Annotated in this window: 16 protein-coding genes, 1 tRNA gene and 1 pseudogene; 7 read left to right on the top strand and 11 right to left on the bottom strand. The window is 59.5% G+C overall.

From position 1 onward, the window contains the following. Positions 1-50: 50 nt before the first annotated feature. Positions 51-127 (top strand) — tRNA-Met (locus HGO38_RS28180). Between the two features lie 301 nt (positions 128-428). After that, on the top strand, positions 429-626 hold the full coding sequence (locus HGO38_RS31205) for a hypothetical protein (protein WP_250959133.1): 198 nt from the start codon (positions 429-431) through the stop codon (positions 624-626). Positions 627-788: 162 nt separating this feature from the next. Here HGO38_RS31205 and HGO38_RS31200 read toward each other — a convergent pair. Both HGO38_RS31200 and HGO38_RS28165 read right to left on the bottom strand, forming a co-directional pair. Continuing rightward, positions 789-1817: pseudogene (locus HGO38_RS31200) on the bottom strand (recombinase family protein); the annotation flags it as partial. A gap of 889 nt (positions 1818-2706) precedes the next feature. Beyond that, complete coding sequence (locus tag HGO38_RS28165) at positions 2707-3012, bottom strand: ArsR/SmtB family transcription factor (protein ID WP_250959132.1); 306 nt, start codon at positions 3010-3012, stop codon at positions 2707-2709. Between the two features lie 178 nt (positions 3013-3190). On the opposite strand from HGO38_RS28165, the gene HGO38_RS28160 reads away from it, so the two are divergent. Both HGO38_RS28160 and HGO38_RS28155 read left to right on the top strand, forming a co-directional pair. Then, on the top strand, positions 3191-4510 hold the full coding sequence (locus tag HGO38_RS28160; protein ID WP_250959131.1) for an MFS transporter: 1320 nt from the start codon (positions 3191-3193) through the stop codon (positions 4508-4510). A gap of 80 nt (positions 4511-4590) precedes the next feature. After that, positions 4591-5604, top strand: a complete 1014-nt coding sequence (locus tag HGO38_RS28155) for an LLM class flavin-dependent oxidoreductase (RefSeq protein ID WP_250959130.1) — start codon at positions 4591-4593, stop codon at positions 5602-5604. 293 nt (positions 5605-5897) lie between these two features. Here HGO38_RS28155 and HGO38_RS28150 read toward each other — a convergent pair whose 3' ends face one another. From HGO38_RS28150 to HGO38_RS28130, 5 genes are all read right to left on the bottom strand, one after another. Next, positions 5898-6374, bottom strand: coding sequence for a cupin domain-containing protein (locus tag HGO38_RS28150; protein WP_250959129.1), 477 nt, complete (start codon positions 6372-6374; stop codon positions 5898-5900). 2 nt (positions 6375-6376) lie between these two features. Next, positions 6377-7222: an alpha/beta fold hydrolase gene (locus tag HGO38_RS28145; RefSeq protein WP_250959128.1), complete on the bottom strand. Its 846-nt coding sequence runs from the start codon at positions 7220-7222 to the stop codon at positions 6377-6379. Positions 7223-7276: 54 nt separating this feature from the next. Then, a complete protein-coding gene (locus HGO38_RS28140) occupies positions 7277-7876 on the bottom strand; it encodes a phosphatase PAP2 family protein (protein ID WP_250959127.1) in 600 nt (199 codons plus the stop codon). An 83-nt stretch (positions 7877-7959) separates the two neighbouring features. Further along, positions 7960-8367 carry a cupin domain-containing protein gene (locus HGO38_RS28135; RefSeq protein ID WP_250959126.1) on the bottom strand — a complete coding sequence of 136 codons (408 nt, stop codon included), beginning with the start codon at positions 8365-8367 and terminating at the stop codon, positions 7960-7962. A 56-nt stretch (positions 8368-8423) separates the two neighbouring features. Further along, complete coding sequence (locus HGO38_RS28130) at positions 8424-8807, bottom strand: hypothetical protein (protein ID WP_250959125.1); 384 nt, start codon at positions 8805-8807, stop codon at positions 8424-8426. A 250-nt stretch (positions 8808-9057) separates the two neighbouring features. On the opposite strand from HGO38_RS28130, the gene HGO38_RS28125 reads away from it, so the two are divergent. The 3 genes from HGO38_RS28125 (at position 9058) to HGO38_RS28115 (ending at position 12710) form a co-directional block, all read left to right on the top strand. Continuing rightward, a complete protein-coding gene (locus tag HGO38_RS28125; RefSeq protein ID WP_250959124.1) occupies positions 9058-10110 on the top strand; it encodes a glutamine synthetase beta-grasp domain-containing protein in 1053 nt (350 codons plus the stop codon). Positions 10111-10195: 85 nt separating this feature from the next. Next, on the top strand, positions 10196-11842 hold the full coding sequence (locus HGO38_RS28120) for a thiamine pyrophosphate-binding protein (RefSeq protein WP_250959123.1): 1647 nt from the start codon (positions 10196-10198) through the stop codon (positions 11840-11842). Between the two features lie 154 nt (positions 11843-11996). After that, positions 11997-12710: an SDR family oxidoreductase gene (locus tag HGO38_RS28115; protein ID WP_250959122.1), complete on the top strand. Its 714-nt coding sequence runs from the start codon at positions 11997-11999 to the stop codon at positions 12708-12710. An 87-nt stretch (positions 12711-12797) separates the two neighbouring features. Here HGO38_RS28115 and HGO38_RS28110 read toward each other — a convergent pair whose 3' ends face one another. From HGO38_RS28110 to HGO38_RS28095, 4 genes are read right to left on the bottom strand one after another with little or no spacing between them, the layout of a single operon-like run. Beyond that, positions 12798-13544, bottom strand: a complete 747-nt coding sequence (locus tag HGO38_RS28110) for an SDR family oxidoreductase (RefSeq protein WP_250959121.1) — start codon at positions 13542-13544, stop codon at positions 12798-12800. A gap of 57 nt (positions 13545-13601) precedes the next feature. Next, positions 13602-16070 (bottom strand): DAHL domain-containing protein, encoded by a 2469-nt coding sequence (locus tag HGO38_RS28105; protein WP_250959120.1) that lies wholly within the window; start codon positions 16068-16070, stop codon positions 13602-13604. Then, the gene (locus tag HGO38_RS28100) at positions 16067-16954 is read right to left on the bottom strand and encodes a cytochrome-c peroxidase (protein ID WP_250959119.1); all 888 of its coding nucleotides are present in this window, start codon (positions 16952-16954) and stop codon (positions 16067-16069) included. Before HGO38_RS28100 ends, HGO38_RS28105 begins: the two co-directional genes overlap by 4 nt. 28 nt (positions 16955-16982) lie before the next feature. Continuing rightward, positions 16983-17705 (bottom strand): response regulator, encoded by a 723-nt coding sequence (locus HGO38_RS28095; RefSeq protein ID WP_250959118.1) that lies wholly within the window; start codon positions 17703-17705, stop codon positions 16983-16985. Positions 17706-17759: the final 54 nt, after the last annotated feature.

Genomic DNA, 17759 nt, shown 5'->3' with positions numbered 1-17759 from the left:
GCTCACGCCAAAACACAGAGTTCTTTGGCATCGCCAAAAATCTCGGATAACGCGGGGTGGAGCAGCCCGGTAGCTCGTCAGGCTCATAACCTGAAGGCCGCAGGTTCAAATCCTGCCCCCGCAACCAACCATCCCTGCGATCTCGATCCCGATAAAGCCCCCTCGTGGGGCTTTTGGCGTTTTTGGGCTCCAGTGGCGTCGGCGCGGCCCATCAGTTCTTCCAGAATTGCCCTCTCGTTTAGAAAACCTGGCTTGTTCTTGCCAGATGCAAAGGTAAGGATCGCGGCAAGGTCGCCGCGAAGCACGATCACCAATTCCGCACCATCGGGCACGAGATCGATGCGGCTGACCAGCGTGCGGAGTTTGTCGGCGGCCTGTGCCCGCGTCTGCTCGTTGCCAAGCTGGTCGTGGAGTGCCGCAATCTCCTCGTGATAATACTTCGCCAGATTGGGGTGGAGCAGGGGAGGCGGTTCTTCCGCGCCGTCGAGGAAGCCGGCCAGTTCCTTCCTGCGGGCTTCGAGGGCCACCATCTTCGCGTTAATCCGGTCGGCAGCACCACCCTTCAGAATAAGGTCGAGAAGCGTGTCGAGTTCGCGATCGATCCGCTTGATCTCGGCGGCCGATGAATCAAGGGCGGCGCGAGCCTCCATCCGTGCTTTGTTCACTTCACGCGTAAACTCCTCGCAGAACTCCTTGTAGAGTTCCGGTTCCATCAGATGTTTGTCGAGCCCGCTCAGAACTGATTGTTCGAGCGTGTCGCGGCGGATGTTCAGCCGATTGTCACAAGTCCCCTTGGTCCGGGCGTTGGTGCAGCCGAGCATGTCCTTCGAAATCATCGAATAGCCGCCACCGCAGCAGCCGCATTTGACGAGCCCGGTGAACAGGTGCTTTGGCCGGCGGCGTTCGTTCAGGATACGGTTGTCGCCTCGCTGGGTTCCGGGTTCCAGCGCCATCTGGTCCTGCCGCGTCTTCACCCCATCCCACAGGTTCTGATCGACGATGCGCAGATCCGGCACGTCCTGAATAACCCAATCCGCTTCCGGATTGGGACGGGATACGCGTTTGCCTGTATCTGGATCCTTCAGGTATCGCAGGCGGTTCCAGACCAGTTTCCCGATATAGAGCTCATTGTTGAGAATGCCGGTTCCGCGTTTCGGATTGCCGTGAATGGTTGACGGCCCCCATTCGCTGCCTTGCGGCCCTGGCACGCCTTCGCTGTTCAGCACCATGGCGATCGTGCGCGAGGATTTTCCCGCCAGATATTCTTTGAAAATCCGCCGGACGATATTGGCTTCCGGCTCGTTGATGGTGCGCTCGCCGCGGCTGGCTTCGCCGGATGCGTCGACGTGGCGCACGACATCATAGCCATAGCAGAGGCCACCGCCGGATTTGCCTTCTTCGACCCGGCCGCGCAGGCCACGCCGCGTCTTGTCGGCAAGGTCTTTGAGATAGAGCGCGCCCATCGTGCCCTTGAGGCCGATATGCAATTCGCTGACTTCACCTTCCGAAAGCGTAACGATGCTGACGCCTGCAAAGCGCATGCGCTTGTAGAGCCCGGCGATATCTTCCTGATCGCGTGAAAGGCGATCGAGGGATTCCGTTAGTATGACGTCGAAGCGTCGCTTCAGTCCGTCGGCGATCAGTTCCTGGATACCCGGCCGGATCAGAGAGGCGCCGGAGATGGCGCGATCCGTATAGCTGTCGACGATTGTCCAGCCTTCACGCTCGGCCCGTGTGCGGCAAATGCGAAGCTGGTCCTCGATCGAGGCATCACGCTGGTTGTCGGAGGAATAGCGAGCGTAAAGAGCAACCTTCATGAGATGGCCTCCCTATCTGAGGAGGCGTTCGCGGGCGGCGCGCTCCTGTTCGGCTTCGACAAATTTACGGGCAGCTTGTCGCGCAAGCAAGCGGACAAGTTCTCTGATGCTGGGATCGGGCTTTGTCGGGTCGTAGACCGGCATGTCGTCGGCGGGTGCGAGAACGACACGCACGCTGTTTGCCGCTGTCCCGTTCCGCTTCGCCACAACACGATCCTCACCCTTAAGCGGACAATTCCGCTTCGGGCAAAGACTGGGCCGGCAACCGGCGGATTTGAATGCGAAATCGCGGGCATGTCAGAGACCTCCAGCGTGGTTCATCGTGCCTTGTCGCTCCGGTTCGCATTCGATCGCAGATCGTGCGGCGGAACCAAAGGGCATTGGCGTAAGAATACTTGAATTTTGCGGCGAGCGAATCCCCCTGCGCGTAGAATTATTTTGCGTTCTTTCTCTTCAAGACCGGCTCAGAGTTCTTCCCAGGTCATAATCCCGCACTTTCCTATGAACACAAGGAGAGCCTCGCTCGCTTTGCAGCCGGCCGTGCTCGCTGGCATTTGCCTCCTCCATCCCCGCGCGCTCACGCGCCCCCGGAGGCAAGTCGGGGACATGCCGTCCGCATCAACGGTGAAAGGATTGGAACAATTGCAGGTTTTGACCGGGACCCACATTTGCTGATCTTTTGCCGGATCGCGAGATGGCGACACTCGCGAACTGGTTATCGGATCAACCAGGCGTCGAAATCGTCGCCTGCGACCGCGCCGGTGCCCATGCCCGCGGCGCTTAAGAAGGCGCACCCGCAGCGTGCCACCCCTTGAAATCACTCGTCAAAAGTCTCGCTGAAATCACTGGCAGCTTTTTGGTCATCGTCGAATTCTTACAAAAGAACCATTCAACTTTGGATGAGAATGTCCAGGAGACCAGGAAACTTGGCGTTGATCTCCGCGCGACGCAAAGAGATGCCTTGCCTATTTCCGTAGTTGACCTGATTAATCAGGCCCGCTGCGACAAGGGTCTTGAAGTGGTGAGATACCGTCTGCTTCGACAGCGGTAGTTCGAACGAATTGCAGGTTCGTTCACCGTCTAACGGATCAGCCGCCAGTTCAATGATGATACGCCGCCTGTGCTCGTCCGCCAACGCCTTCAACACCTGCCCAATATCTAAGTGCTCGGATAGTACGTCGAGGGTTTCTGGCATCACCTGTTCCTTCATGTCCGAGATGCATCATACCTGTCGCCCGGGAAATCGCAAGACTGCAACAGACCAATGGAGCGGAGCAAAGCCCTGGCTGAGAACGTGAATTTTCCAAAGGTCCTACTTGTATCGTACCTTTGAGCATGATAGCGATAGGTACGATAACCATAGGACATGCGATATGCCAGAATTCAAATCATCCTCAAGGCCAAACAACGAACCTTCGCGCCTGCTGCTTCCCACCGTACTGCTCGCCCTGTTTGTCCTGCCCATCAGCATCGCCGGGGCTGCGATCGCGCTACCGGCAATTTCGGCGGATCTTGGCCACAGTCCGGGCCCGCTTCAGTGGGTCGTGAACGGGTTCAACGTCGCATTCGCCGTCTCTACCCTGATCTGGGGCGCCGCCGCGGCGCGTCTGGGATACAAGAGGACCTTTATGATCGGCGCTCTGATCATGGCCGGCGGCTCGCTCGTCAGCGTGTTTTCGATGAGCCTTATCTCCCTCGATGTTGGGCGCGTATTATCAGGCATTGGCGCGGGAGCGATCGCTACCGGTGGCACTGCGTTGCTGTCCAGTTCCTATTCCGGCGCGGCCCGAACAAGGGCGTTTGCCTTGCTTGGGACGGTTGTTGGCCTGGGACTAGCGGCTGGACCGACGATTTCGGGCGTGGTGGTGGAGCTTGCGGGTTGGCGCGCGGTATTCGCCGTCGCAACCATCATCGCCGGACTGGCGCTGGCCGCCGGCGCCGGGCTGCGGGTGAGCAAAGCTGCGATCCCGCATGCGAATGCAAAGCTCATTGACTTTTCACCGCTTCGAAACCGTCTTTTCCTGGCTATCGTTCTGGTGCCGGTCGCGGGTTCGATTGCCTATGTCTCCATCCTCACCTATCTGCCGGTCGCCCTCAGCGCGGTCCTGGATATGGAGGCGGCGCAAGCCGGCCTGTTCATGCTCCCCTTGACCTTGCCTGTGCTCGTGGCTCCGCTTGTCGCCAGCATCCTGGTCCAGAAGGTCCGCTGGATCTCCACGATCGTTATCATCAATATCTCGTTGCTGCTGCTGATCGCTGGCGACCTTGGGATGCTCCTGCTCGGCCAGGACGTGCCCCTCGCCTTCTTCGCGCTGCCCATGATCGCGCTTGGCTTCGGTTGGGGGCTGCCGCTCGGTCTCATCGATGGGGATGCCCTGGCAGCAGTGCCCGAAGAGATGAGTGGAGAAGCGGCGGGGGTTCTCAATTTCCTCCGACTGGGCAGCGAGGCCTTGAGCGTTGCCGCCTATGGGGCTGCCACGAGCGCCTTGCTCGTGATGTCGATCAGCGACCCGGAGATTGCAAATCGCATTTCTGCTGGCTGGAACGGCGCACCCGCAGACTATGCTGCCGCATTCCACATCGTCGTGACGGGCATGGCCGTGCTCACGGCAATTTTCGCCCTGGCGATCAACATGCTCTACCGATCGCATCTGCGATCCTTGAAGCAGCCAAGACTCCAGCTCAACGCGTGAAACCGGAACGGCCTGCCGACGATACGGCATCACGACTCTTCCGCCACGTCACCACTGACCTATAAGAAGGCGAACTTTCGATGACTAAAAAGATCTGGTTCCTGTCCTTCGGGCATTATCAAGCTGCCCGTGGATCGCGGACGACAACGGCCAAGGACGCGTTACTCCAAACCATCGATCTCGCTGTCGCTGCTGAGCAGCTCGGGCTGGATGGCGCAGCTATACGCGTTCATCATTTCGCCCCGCAGTTTTCCACGCCTATGCCGCTTCTGGCTGCGATGGCCGCTCGTACCAAGCGCATTGAGCTGGGTACGGGCATCATCGACATGCGGTATGAGAACCCGTTTTCACTCGCCGAACAGGCCGCCGCGACGGATCTGATCAGCGACGGACGGCTGCAGCTCGGCATAAGCCGGGGGTCGCAGGAGGTCGCCCGGCGCGGATATGAAGCGTTCGGCTTCACGCCTGCAGGCAATGGCGACGATGTCGATATGGCGCGATCGCACACGGAGCTGTTTCGGAAATCGATAAGCGGCATCCCGATTGCGACCTCCAATTATGCCAGACCGGGCGGGGGACCAGACCTCCCGCTGGAGCCGCAGTCGCCCGGTCTCGCCGAGCGGATCTGGTGGGGTTCGGCGACACGAGATTCGGCGAAATGGACCGCCGAGCAGGGCATGAACCTGATGAGCAGTACGCTTCTGTCGGAAGATACCGGGGTTCCCTTTCATGAGCTACAGGCCGAGCAAATCGAGATTTTTCACAAGACCTGGAAAGAGGCGGGACATTCCAGGACGCCCAGGGTCGCGGTCACCCGTAGCATTCTTCCGATTACGACGGATGAGGACCGCTTTCATTTTGGCGGTGAACGGGACTCACGCGATGAAGTTGGCGTTCTCAACGGCGCTGTGTCTCGCTTCGGCAAAGTCTATGCAGGCGAACCGGATCAGATAGCGGAAGACCTGGCGCAGGATTCGGCAGTGCGCGCCGCTGACACCCTGATCGCTGCGATCCCAAACCAGCTCGGGGTTGATTATAACATTCGAATTCTCAGGACGCTTGTTGAACAAATCGTTCCGAAACTCGGCTGGTAGAAAACGAATTACGTATGATTCCAATGTACAGGCAAAACTAGACGACGCCAGACTCTATCTCATCGATCGAAACTCTGACCTGCACAGCATTTGCGGCTGTGAACATGGCCCGAGTGAACAAGGTTGGCGGAGGATCGTCAAGACGGTCGCTTGCGCCGCATGCGACGATTATTTTGGAGGATCGTTCGTTCAATCCTCATCAAGCGCTGAGACATTGGCTCATTCGTCGAGCCGCAAATTCGCGATCGGCTAGAATTTTTGGGGCCGATGGGTTTGCGATCGATATGCCTCGGTCATGACGCGATCGGCGGTTCCAAAATAGTGGTTCCATACTTAGACGCCAGCGCGACGATCTCTTCCGGGGCGCGACCTACGATTTGTATGAGCAGGTCCTCGATACCGCCAGGAAAGCAGGTGGCGATCATTTGAACTTTCTCTTCTGTGTTGTTCCTCCAGCAATGCGGCGTCCCGGCTGGAACAAATATGACGGTTCCCCTTTGTGTCTCGATCATCTCGGGACCGAGCATAAAAGTAGGCGAGCCGGTTAGAACTTGGAAGATCTCATCGTGAGCATGTTTGTGAAGCGGGGTAGAGCTACCTGGCATGGCGTAGGATTCGACCACGGAGTATCTGCCTTGCACTTGGGTGCTATGAACCCGGATCGACATGAATTCGTTCGGACTGCTTTCGAACCATTCGCTATGCCGGTGGTGACTGACAATCGGCAGGAATGAGCGTTCTGGGAACTCGGATATGCTTGAAGTGATCATCTTTATTGCTCTTTTGACTGGAGGTGCCGGTCGAGGAACGCCGTAAGATGGCGATTGACCTCAGTCGGGGTTTCAAGGGCGGAGACATGGCCCGCCTCGGCCAATTCGACAAAGCTGCAGCCGAGTACCGCAGCCGTCTGCTGCCCCTCTGCCACGCTACGTGCCTGGTCGTATCGGCCGGCAATGACGATTGCGGGGACGTCGAGACCGGCGAGATCGGGCAGGGTATCCCGACGACCGAATATCAAGCGACCCAGAGGAACCAGCGTATCGACGATGCGCTGCGGATCGGTCTCCCTGAGGCTGTCCCGGAATTGCGAGATCAGGTCTGGCCGGGCCTTGAACGTCGCAGGTGCGAAGAACATCGGCAGCATTGCCTGTGCGATGGGCTCAGGGACTGCCCTGGCCAGCTTGACCGCGGCGAGCATGGCGAGATTCCGCTCTCGCGTTCCTTCGGGCTCGGGGCCGAGAAAAGTATTCATCAAAGCCAGAGCCGTGACGCGATTGGGAGCAATCAGGGCAAGTTCGGCGGCCCACATTCCGCCCACGGAAAGGCCCACAAGCGCAAACCGCTCAACACCGAGACGGTCGAGCAGTTCGAGATGGTGCATGGCCAGGTCCTTGACGTCCCTTGTACCCTCCGGAAGGGCGCCGCTTCCCCCATGCCCCCAGAGATCGGGCACGATGACTCGTCGGGTTTGTGCCAGTTCCTCGATCTGTGGCTGCCACATCCTGTGGTCCCAGAGGTAGCTATGGCCAAGAACAACAGTCTCGCCAGCGCCGATATCAATATAGCGCATTGTGGAACCGGCGATCTCTATCACCTGGAGGGAAATATCTCTCGTCATGGAAGTGTCTCTCTATGTAAGGTGAATTCAGTTCTGGCATCGGACCGAACTCCGTCATCCGTCTTGGTGCTCGCTCGATGTCCTGAACAGCCGGAGCATCGCCAGCGTCAGCAGCCATCCCATGGCCCAGCCGGCTATCACGTCGCTTGTCCAGTGTTCACCGACGACGACCCGTGAGGCACACACAAGCGCTCCCACCGTCAGCAGGCAGATGCGGTGTTGTGGAAAGCAGATCGCGGCTGAGCATGTGACGGCTGCTGCAAATGCTCCCTGGGTCGAAGGGATGGAAGCAAATGCATCGTCGAACGCAAACGGCCTGAGTAGTAATCTGTCCCAGTCGTGAGTGCTGTCAGGACGCGCGCGTCCGACGATGTTCTTGACGAGCAGGGAGGACGCGACTGCGGCAAGGCTGCAGCAAAGGCTGAAGAGGCCAAAGGCTGGCCTGCGCGGCGCGCTGGCGCCTCCGAAAAGCACGCCGGATAACCATAAGCCAAAGAGGAAAGGCAGAATGACCACGGGGGCAGCAAGCCCGGAGATCCAGGACGCAGCGGTGCGAAACCAATGCGGAAGATCAGAAACCGCCAAGGCGAGAGGCCTATCCAGGATCAGCATGCTAAATACCGCCAGCGAGAACAGGCGTAACGTCAGGTTCACCACTCGCTCCGAGTCCGGATGATTGCCAATTTTTGTGGACGGACAAGTCTCGACAGCCCGTTCCTGCGGTCCATCTGTCGGCCTCATGGGTGGACCAGCCGATCAAGCTCCGGCAGAAGCGTCACACTTTCCTGCTCGTTCGGATCGGTGCGGGCGATGAGTGCGACGGCCGGATCGCTCGATATGTTTGCCGGAAGATGGGGAACACCGGCGGGTATGTAGAACATCTCGCCGCTCTGGACGTCTGTGCAATGTTCCAGCCTCTCGCCATACCAAGTGCGCACGCTGCCCGACAGCATGTAGATCGCGGTTTCGTGGTCGTCGTGGCGATGGGCCTTGGCGCGGGCGCCCGCCCGCATCTCGAGCACATGCATGCAGATGGCTCTCGCCCCGACGCTTTCGGTCGAGATTCCCTCGACATAATTGAGACCCTGCTTTCCCTGATAGGTGGTGGCGGGCCGTACAAGGCGGCAGGTTTTCGTTTCAGACATATGGCTTCCTCAAGATCGGATACGCTTGGTTCGCGCCAGAGGCTGGTTGGCCAAAGCTACTTCTCCGTTTCTTCACGGGAGCTTCGGCTTACGGATGTAACGCTGCCGCCAGGTTCATGTCTGTGATTGACCGGTGCGGCAGTACGCCTGAACCGGGTCTTCAGCCAGGCCAGAAGCCCGGTTCCTTCAGATTGCGACCTGGAGTTTGCCTCCAGCAGTCTCGATTGCGCCTGCACGGATTCGGGCGTGGCATGCAGGGCGTCTCCCGCGAGAGCGAGGCCGCGGATCAGGTCGTGCAGGACCGCATGCCCGGTTGATCGGGCCTGTTCCGGCTCATCGGGTATAGTCGCGGGCGCGATCGCATCTTCATTCGACGACACGAGCCTGAGATGCGGGTGCCTGTTTTCACCAGGCTCGGGTGGATATTTGGTGATCGACATGATGGCCTCCGGGAGAGGCCATTTGAGACCGGCGCGAATTGCAGTCGCGTCACGATTGCCGGTCTTTTCGCTACGGCTGTAGCAAGGATTTGTTGCTGGCAGTTTCGTCGGTTTTCCGGCAGCGGCATCGCAGTCATCGGCTGCTTGAGCGCACCGATGTTACCGATGCAGCGCTCTTTCCCGTTTCTGTAACACCGATACAGCGTCGTCGGTTTTAGTAACCGACCGTCACAGAATAAAGGAATTCTCCATGACCAAATACAAACTCGAGTACATCTGGCTCGATGGCTACACCCCTGTACCAAACCTGCGCGGCAAGACGCAGATCAAGGAATTTTCGGATTTTCCGACGCTCGAACAGCTCCCGCTCTGGGGCTTCGATGGCTCGTCGACGATGCAGGCCGAAGGCCGCAGCTCTGACTGCGTGCTGAAACCCGTCGCCATGTATCCCGATCCGGCCCGTACCAACGGCGTTCTCGTCATGTGCGAAGTCATGATGCCGGATGCCGTCACGCCGCATTCTTCCAATGCTCGGGCTACTATTCTCGACGACGAAGATGCATGGTTCGGTTTCGAGCAGGAATACTTCTTCTACGACAAAGGTCGTCCGCTCGGCTTCCCGGAAACCGGCTATCCGGCTCCCCAGGGTCCTTACTACACAGGCGTCGGCTATTCGAACGTCGGTTCGGTTGCTCGCGAGATCGTCGAAGAGCATCTCGATCTGTGCCTGGCCGCCGGCATCAACCACGAAGGCATCAATGCCGAAGTGGCCAAGGGCCAGTGGGAATTTCAGGTGTTCGGCAAGGGCTCCAAGCGCGCCGCCGACCAGATCTGGATCGCCCGCTACCTGCTGCAGCGCCTGACGGAAAAATACGGCATCGATATCGAATATCACTGCAAGCCGCTCGGCGACACCGACTGGAACGGCTCCGGCATGCACTGCAACTTCTCGACCAAGTTCATGCGCGAAGTGGGCGGCAAGGCCTATTTCGAAGCGCTGATGGCGGCATTCGAAAAGAACTGGAGAGAGCATATCGACGTTTACGGTCCCGACAACCACCTGCGCCTGACCGGCAAGCACGAAACCGCTCCGTGGAACAAGTTTTCCTACGGCGTGGCCGACCGTGGCGCGTCGATCCGCGTGCCGCATTCCTTCGTCAAGAACGACTACAAGGGCTATCTGGAAGATCGCCGTCCGAACTCCCAGGGCGACCCCTACCAGATCGCTTCCCAGGTTCTGAAGACGATCTCGGAAGTCTCGACGGCAAAGTTGGCTGCTGCGCAGGTGTCTCAGGGCTGGTGACGAACGGCGGGCGGGACTTGTCGCAAGGCATGGCCGCCTCTCCCTGTTCATGATCTCTCTCGATGTTTACGATTGGATAATGGCGATGGATTTTCACAGCCGGCGCAAGATTGCGCATGATCTCCTCGATATTCTTGCCGATGAAGGCGTCACGCACATCTTTGGCAATCCGGGTTCGACCGAATTGCCACTGATGGATGCGCTGGTGGATCGGCCTGATCTGACTTACGTTCTCGGCATGCAGGAAGCCACCGTGGTGGCGATGGCCGACGGTTATGCCCTCAAGACCGGCCGGCCGGCCTTCGTCAATCTGCACACTGCCGGCGGTCTGGGCAATGCCATGGGCGCTCTCGTGGCTTCGCAGACCAGCAGGACGCCGCTCGTCGTCACCGCCGGTCAACAGGACACGCGGCATCTGTCCACCGATCCCTGGCTCTCGGGCGATCTTGTCGCTCTCGCCGCGCCGGTGTCGAAATGGGCGACGGAAATCCGGCGCGCGGAAGACTTAGGCCCTGCCTTGCGACGGGCCTTCGAAATCGCACGGACGCCACCAATGGGCCCCGTATTTCTGTCCTTGCCGATGGACATCATGAACGAGGCATCGACGGGGCCGGTGTCGCCGCGTCTCACATCGAGCAGGAGCAGCTTCGCACCGGATCTGCTTGATGTGGCGGGCAGGCTTGCCGCTTTTGCACCGGATAAGATAGCCATCGTTCTCGGTGACGACATTCCCGAGGATGCGGCACAAGGCATTCTGGCCGTGGCGCATGTCGGTGGATATGGCGTATTCGGAACACAGCTTGCGTCTCGTGCTGCCTATTCCAGCGACGACATATTCTGGCATGGAATGCTCCGACCCGACCTGTCCGCCGCCCGGAGCATATTGTCATCCTATGAGGCCGTGCTCCTGATCGGCAGTCGGGCATTCATCTCCTATCCCTACCGAGAGGACGCGCCGCTCAATCCCGGCACATTAGTCATTCATATCGCCGACAACAGTGTTGCCATCGGGTCAGATGTTGCGTGCGACATCGCCGTGGTCGGTGATATCGGCACGTCGCTTATCGCGCTGGCAGCGGCACTTGCGCCGCTCATCGACAACTCGATCGTGCGGCAAAGACATCAAGAGCTCGACTGCACCGCTGCAGAACGCAAGATGCGGATCCGCCGGGAGATCGCCAGCGATGGGATACTGCCGCTCTCGGCTGATGCCGCAACCCTTGCGGTGCTCGAGAACCTGTCGCCCGAGACTATCATCGTCAACGAATCCGCTGCGACCTTCGGCAAGGTGCAAGAACTGATGAAGACAGCTCCCGGCCTGTATTTCTTTGCCAGGGGCGGGGTTCTCGGCTGCGCCATGCCGGCTGCCGTCGGAATGGCCCTTGCCGGCGACGGTCCTGTCATCTGCTTCACCGGAGATGGTGGTGCCATGTATTCGCCCCAGGCGCTCTGGTCGGCAGCTCATCATGCAAGCAACGTCATCTTCGTCGTCTTCAACAACCGGCGCTACAACGTTCTCATGGATGTCGCTGCAGCAGGCGGCTACAAAAACGCGACGGAGAGACGTTTCGTCGGTATGCAGCTTGACGATCCCGCGATCGATTACACAGCATTGGCGAAGGCGCTTGGGGTTGCCGCGTACCGGGCTGACAGTGTCGAAGACATCTCGATGATCATTCGTGAGGCGCAGCAGGCGAGTGGACCAAGTCTCGTCGAAATATTGATTCGATAGTCCGACAGTTTCACAGCCGATGTTACGATTGCAACTTGAATATCGGTTCCAAAAATCCCCTTGTAGTCGCGACTGCGCATTGGTGGGGCAAGCCGAACGCCACCGGAAACCGGCAGCGTTCGGACGTCCAATAACATTCACCAAGGCAGACACGATGAAACACATACTAATCATTGGCGGAACGGCCGGCATTGGCCGCGAACTCGCCGCAAGTCTTCTCACAGACGGCGCAAAAATCACCATCGCGGGTCGCGATTCCGAGCGCGCGAAAAATGTCGCCCGGGACATCCAGCACTCCGTACCCGATGCCACGGGACAGATATCGGGAATCGCGGCCGATCTCTCCAAGCCGGAAGGGTTGCGGGAAGCGCTTGCCGGTGTTTCTTCAATCGACCACCTCGTCCTGGTCGGGATGGTCCGCGATGCGAACACAATCAAGACCTATAATATCGCCGGTGCCCTGGAACTCGTCACCACCAAGACGGTCGGTTATCCGGCGGCGATCGCGGCCGTTCTCGATCGGTTATCGCCCGACGGGTCTGTGCTGATCTTCGGTGGCGTCGCTAAGGATATCCCCTATCCCGGCTCGACCACAGTCACGGTGGTCAACAACGCGGTGATGGGGCTGGTCAAGACCTTGAGCATTGAGATTACGCCCATCAGGGTCAATGCCATCCATCCCGGTATGGTTGAAGACAGCCCGTATTGGCAGGACGACAAGGAACTTTTCGCCCGCATGCTGTCGCGTATCCGCAGCGGCCGCTTCCCGCAAATGGCCGATATTGTCGACGGATCGAAATTCCTGATGAGCAACAGGGCCGCGAACGGCGTCAACCTGACGCTGGATGGAGGGCAAAACGGCGCGTGACAGGCGTGGCCTTGCAATTGCGCATAAAGACGAGTGGCGCCGAAGGAGCTTCGGCGCCACGATGCGTTTGTAGGGGGCGTCTCAAACCTATGCGGCGAGTGCCACCGCGTCGGCTCCGGCGGGCAACCTGTCCGGGCAGGACGGATCGGTGGCGGCGCGCCACACCGCCTCGGCCACGTCGACCGCGCGGGTCACATGGTCGGCCGGCAGCTCGGCCCAGCTTGCAAATACGCTCTGCACCAGCTCCCCATAGGCTTCAGGAAAGCCATGCTCGCCAGCCAGCGCCTGGGCATTTTCGCCAAAGCGGGTTTCCGGTGCACGGCCGGGCAGCACCAGCTTTGCCCGGATATTGAAGGGCTGCAGTTCCAGCGCCAATCCTGCTGTGAAAGCTTCTACAGCCGCCTTGCTAGCCGTATAGATGGAGAGCAGCGGAAGCGGCATCAGTGTCACAGTCGATGTGACGTTGATGATGATCCCTTCCTGGCGCTGGCGGAACTGCGGCAGGACAGCCTGCGTCATCGCCATGGTGCCGATCGTGTTGGTTTCGAAAACATGGCGGGCCATGTCCATCGGGGTGCCTTCCAGCGCGTTGAGCCAGCCGATGCCGGCATTGTTGACCAGAACGTCGATTGGTCCTGCTTCCTCCACGGCCCGGCGGATGCTTGTCGCATCGGTGACATCGAGGCTAAGCAGGCGCAGGCGATCGGATTCCGGCAGAATGCCTTCACGCGGCGTGCGCATCGTGGCGACGACATTCCAGCCGCGGTCGAGGAAATATTTGGCAGTTTCAAGCCCGAAACCGGACGAGCAGCCGGTAATCAAGACGGTTTTCATAGGAACTCCTTGGAATGATTATTGTCCATAACAGGAGCACTATTGGTCGGCGGGGTTTCAGGCCGATGTCCCGATGGCTTGCCGGAGGTTACCGTCGTAGCGGGTTGGAGTGTTTTGCCGGAACGAGGAACCGAGGGCCCTGGCAAGCTTCGATGGCGTGAGAGGCTTGCGGAGGATCTCCATCGTCCTGGCTGCAGGCAAGATGCCCGTCGGGTTGCCGGTGTCGGCTGAAGCGAATATGATTGGAATGTCGCTTTTCAGCGCCAGAAAGTGAGATGCGATGCGGCCGAGCGCCGAGCCGTGATCGACGATCAGGATGGCGTCGAAATTCCGGAAGTCGGCGGCAAAGGCAGCGAGGGCCTTGCGAGGATCCGAAAAGCTGACCGGCTCGTAGCCGAGCGCGGCGACGGTTTCTTCCTCGCGCATGAGCTCTTCCGCATCGCTGTCGATGATCAGCACACGCTGACCATCGCCTTTTTGCGAAACCTGTCGCGCGACATCTTCATCGAAGGGGATCCAGATGCTGATGGACGTACCCTTGCCGACGGTACTTTGCATGTCGATGGCGCCGCCATGTTCAGTGACGATATGTTTTACCGTGGCAAGGCCAAGACCGTTGCCGGCACTTCTGGTGGTGAAGAAGGGTTCGAAAAGGCGGCTTTGCGTCGACGGCTTCATTCCGCGGCCGTCATCGGAGACGGAGATAACGGAATAGATGCCCGGCGCCAGGGTCCCGTGGGTCAATTGGCTGTTGCGCGACAGTTCGATCCGCTCGGCGGAGATAACGACAGTCCCCGGGCCGTCCAACGCCTGCAATGCATTGTTTGTCAGGTTGAGCAATACCTGTTGGATCTGCCCGGAATTCGCATGGACGAGCACGTCTTGATGGATAGCGAGATCGATTTCCGCGCTATTGTCGAGGGAAGGGCCGACCAGCCGCATGACATCCTGTGCCAGCGCCGAAAACTCGAATGTCTCGTAAGCGCCCTGGATTGGTTTGCCGAAGGCCATGATCTCGCCGATGACGGATTGCGCGCGGTCGGCCGCCTTGCTGATCGCGCTCAGGTGGCGCTGAACACTCGTCTGCGCCGCGACCTTGGCGGCCATTTCTGCGTGGCCTTGTATGGCGGCGGCGATGTTGTTGAAGTTATGGGCGATGCCGCTGGCAAAGGTGCCGATGGTCTCCAGCCTCTGTGCCTGGTGCAGGCGATCTTCCAGCGCACGACGTTCCGTTTCGAGGACGACCCGGTCGATGGCCGAGGAGATGGCATCAAGCGTTCCTCGGAGAAGATCGAGCATTTCGCCGCCATGCAGGAAGTCGCCGGTCTTGCGCTCGAGCGTCAGGGTCGATCCTTTGCGGGAATCCTTCGAACGGTAGCAGAACCAGGCTGAAATCTCGGCGCGCTGAAGCGCCTCGCGCAGCTCTGGATCGCTGAGGCTCCGCAGCGTCGTCACATAGATGAAATCGTCATCCGGCGCGAGGCTTTCCAGATACTGACATGTCGCGCGCTCAGCCGTTCCATCGGCAGATAGCGAACTGTATTTGATCCGCCTGCTGCCGACGGACAGATATCTCGCCTGATCCGCGCCCGCCCAGGCTGCGATGCGGTCCAGCGCCTGTTCGATAATGCCGTCCAGTTCGCTCGTGCCGGCATTCAGGGAGCGCAGCGTCATCTGCGCAATGATCGTATCGAGCTCCCGCCGCGCCTTGATGAGCCGGATCTTGATCCGCAGCCGATAGCCCGTCACCAACGAGAGCAGTGCCGCAAGGATGGCGGCGCAGTAAAATGCCAGCAGATAGGACTGCATTTTATTGGAATGCTGCATCTCGGCGATGGACAGTTCCTCGCTCAAAACGCTGGGTTCGCCGCTTTGAGACTGCTGGATAATGGCGCGAAGCAGGCGGTCGACCTGGGGGAGCGTCTGGTGGACGATTGTCGCATGCGCGATCAGCCGTTTTGCCACTCGCGCGTTGTTGCCATGTGGATGACTGCGATCGAAGTCGATGATGCTCGCCTGGAGCGCGGCAGCCGATTGCGTGGATGCGTCGAGAAGAAACCCGAGCATGGCGACGGCAAGATCGCCGGTCGCGGATTTCATCGCATCGCTTTCGGCAGGTGAGCGATGAAGCTCGCCGCTGAGCGATCTGAAATAGGTCAGCGAATTCTGCAGCAATGCGTTCCGGCTCTTGAACTCCTCGATCAGCAGGTCCCGGTCGGTGTGCGATTTCGTCGAAGACGCCAGGACGCCGGCAAAACCCGGCATCCCGACGGCCATTTCTCCGATATCAAGCAGGGACTGCCGCATCTGGCCAGAGGCCTCAACCATGGCGTCGTAATCTCTCAGGATGGCGGCACGCGCCTCCAGCACGTTGTTCTTGAGACGGTTCTCCGCCACTTCCAGCGTCTTGATCTCTCCGCCGATTTGCTGGAGCGCCGCCTGGTGTTCCGACACGCGGAACACGGCGAAACCCGTCGTCGCCAACAACAGGAGAGCAAGGGAAGCAAGAGCAGCCTGCATTCTCATGGCGCGCGAGCCCCAATCGTTTCGCCGGGCAAGTTGCCTTTAAGACTTAGCAGAAATGCTTCAATACGCTCGACGTCGTCCCGGTCGAGATCGACGTCGAGCTGGGATCGGCCCATCGCCTGAATGGCCTTGCCGAGTGTTTCCGCGCTGCCGTCATGAAAATAGGGAGGCGTATCAGCAACGGTCCTGAGACTCGGCACCCGCAGACGTTCCGGTTTCGGCGATGCCAGCGGATGGAAGATGCCATGGCGCTGGAAAAGATTGCCGCCGACATTGCGTCCTTGATGACAGGCGGCACAGCCGATTTCCTTGAACCTGACATAGCCTTCCTTCTCGACAGCGGTCAGCGCAGTTTCATCGCCGGCCAGCCATCTGTCGAACCGGCTGTTCGGCAGGACCAGCGATGTTTCATAGGCGGCAATGGCATCGAGAAGCACATCTTCATCGAGCGGTCGGCCATAGGCGACATCTGCCAGACGCCGGACGGTGTCGTCGGAATCCAGCGTCTCGATCAGGGTCTTCATATCGGCGCCCATGATCTTCGGATTGAGGAGCGATGCGCGCGCCTGTTCCTGCAGCGTTGTCGCGCCGCCTTCCCAGTTCAGTCGATAGTTCAGCGCCGCATTGAAGACTGTCGGCGTGTTCAGCTCAAGCGGCTGGCCATCCAGGGCCTGGTCGAAGCGGTTGCGGCTTGCGCCATTGAGGCGCGTGTCGTGACAACTGGAACAACTGCGGCTGCCGTCGCGGGAGAGGCGCGGGTCATGAAACAGCAGGCGGCCGAGATCGGTCTGTTTCGCGTCGAAAAGGGGGGCGTCGATCGGGGTGATCGGTTCCTTGGCGTAAGCCGGGAAGGGCGCCGACAAGGCCAGGAACGACAAGAACACCGTCGCTATCCCGCTAACAAGACTTACCTCAATAACGCTCAACGGGCAGCGTGAAAACATAACCCAGCCCCCGCTCTGTGACGATGACGCGCGGCGCACTGGCGTCGCTTTCGAGCTTGCGGCGCAGCCGCAGGATCTGCACGTCGATGCTCTGGTCGTAGATATCTTCGTGAATGCGGGTCGCCTGAAGCAGGTGCTCCCGGCTCAGGGTCCGCTGCGGCGCGTCGAGAAACGCGACGAGCAGGCCATGTTCGCCCTTGGTCAGCGGGACCTGTCCACCGCTCGGATCGAACAATTGCCGTGTCTTCGGGCGCAGTGTCCAGCCGCCGAAATGGTAGCTGACACCATCGTTCTTGCGATGCGCATAATCTGCCGCATGGCGACGCATCACGGCGCGGATGCGGGCAAGAAGCTCGCGCAGCCCGAACGGTTTGGTCATATAGTCGTCGGCTCCGAGCTCCAGCCCGACCACCCTGTCGATCTCATCCCTGCGGTGGCCTGTCGTGATGATGACAGGCACGTCGGAGCGCTGGCGCAGCTCGCGCAATACGTCGAGCCCGTCCTCTCCATGAAGCTGAAGGTCGAGCAGGATCAGGTCCGGACCGTTGCGCTCGCAGAAGCGAAGTGTCTCGCGTCCGGAATCGACATTGACCGTATTGATGCCTTGCGCATCGAGATATTCCGTTATCATCGAGCCCAGGGCAGGGTCGTCATCAACGACCAGTACCGTCGCAGCATTTTGCTTGGCCATGTCATCTCACGTTCCGGTTGCTCCCGTTCCGCCTCTAGGCGCATAAAAAAGATT

The sequence above is a fragment of the Rhizobium sp. CG5 genome (genome assembly GCF_023701945.1).
Classification (GTDB): domain Bacteria; phylum Pseudomonadota; class Alphaproteobacteria; order Rhizobiales; family Rhizobiaceae; genus Allorhizobium.
This window is presented reverse-complemented; position numbering and strand designations above follow the sequence as displayed.

Excerpts from the sequence above, each read along its gene's own strand:
- HGO38_RS28165 (WP_250959132.1), bottom strand. The coding sequence starts at position 3,012 with ATGCCAGAAACCCTCGACGTACTATCCGAGCACTTAGATATTGGGCAG.
- HGO38_RS28160 (WP_250959131.1), top strand. The coding sequence starts at position 3,191 with ATGCCAGAATTCAAATCATCCTCAAGGCCAAACAACGAACCTTCGCGC.
- HGO38_RS28155 (WP_250959130.1), top strand. The coding sequence starts at position 4,591 with ATGACTAAAAAGATCTGGTTCCTGTCCTTCGGGCATTATCAAGCTGCC.
- HGO38_RS28150 (WP_250959129.1), bottom strand. The coding sequence starts at position 6,374 with ATGATCACTTCAAGCATATCCGAGTTCCCAGAACGCTCATTCCTGCCG.
- HGO38_RS28145 (WP_250959128.1), bottom strand. The coding sequence starts at position 7,222 with ATGACGAGAGATATTTCCCTCCAGGTGATAGAGATCGCCGGTTCCACA.
- HGO38_RS28135 (WP_250959126.1), bottom strand. The coding sequence starts at position 8,367 with ATGTCTGAAACGAAAACCTGCCGCCTTGTACGGCCCGCCACCACCTAT.
- HGO38_RS28130 (WP_250959125.1), bottom strand. The coding sequence starts at position 8,807 with ATGTCGATCACCAAATATCCACCCGAGCCTGGTGAAAACAGGCACCCG.
- HGO38_RS28125 (WP_250959124.1), top strand. The coding sequence starts at position 9,058 with ATGACCAAATACAAACTCGAGTACATCTGGCTCGATGGCTACACCCCT.
- HGO38_RS28120 (WP_250959123.1), top strand. The coding sequence starts at position 10,196 with ATGGATTTTCACAGCCGGCGCAAGATTGCGCATGATCTCCTCGATATT.
- HGO38_RS28115 (WP_250959122.1), top strand. The coding sequence starts at position 11,997 with ATGAAACACATACTAATCATTGGCGGAACGGCCGGCATTGGCCGCGAA.
- HGO38_RS28110 (WP_250959121.1), bottom strand. The coding sequence starts at position 13,544 with ATGAAAACCGTCTTGATTACCGGCTGCTCGTCCGGTTTCGGGCTTGAA.
- HGO38_RS28105 (WP_250959120.1), bottom strand. The coding sequence starts at position 16,070 with ATGAGAATGCAGGCTGCTCTTGCTTCCCTTGCTCTCCTGTTGTTGGCG.
- HGO38_RS28095 (WP_250959118.1), bottom strand. The coding sequence starts at position 17,705 with ATGGCCAAGCAAAATGCTGCGACGGTACTGGTCGTTGATGACGACCCT.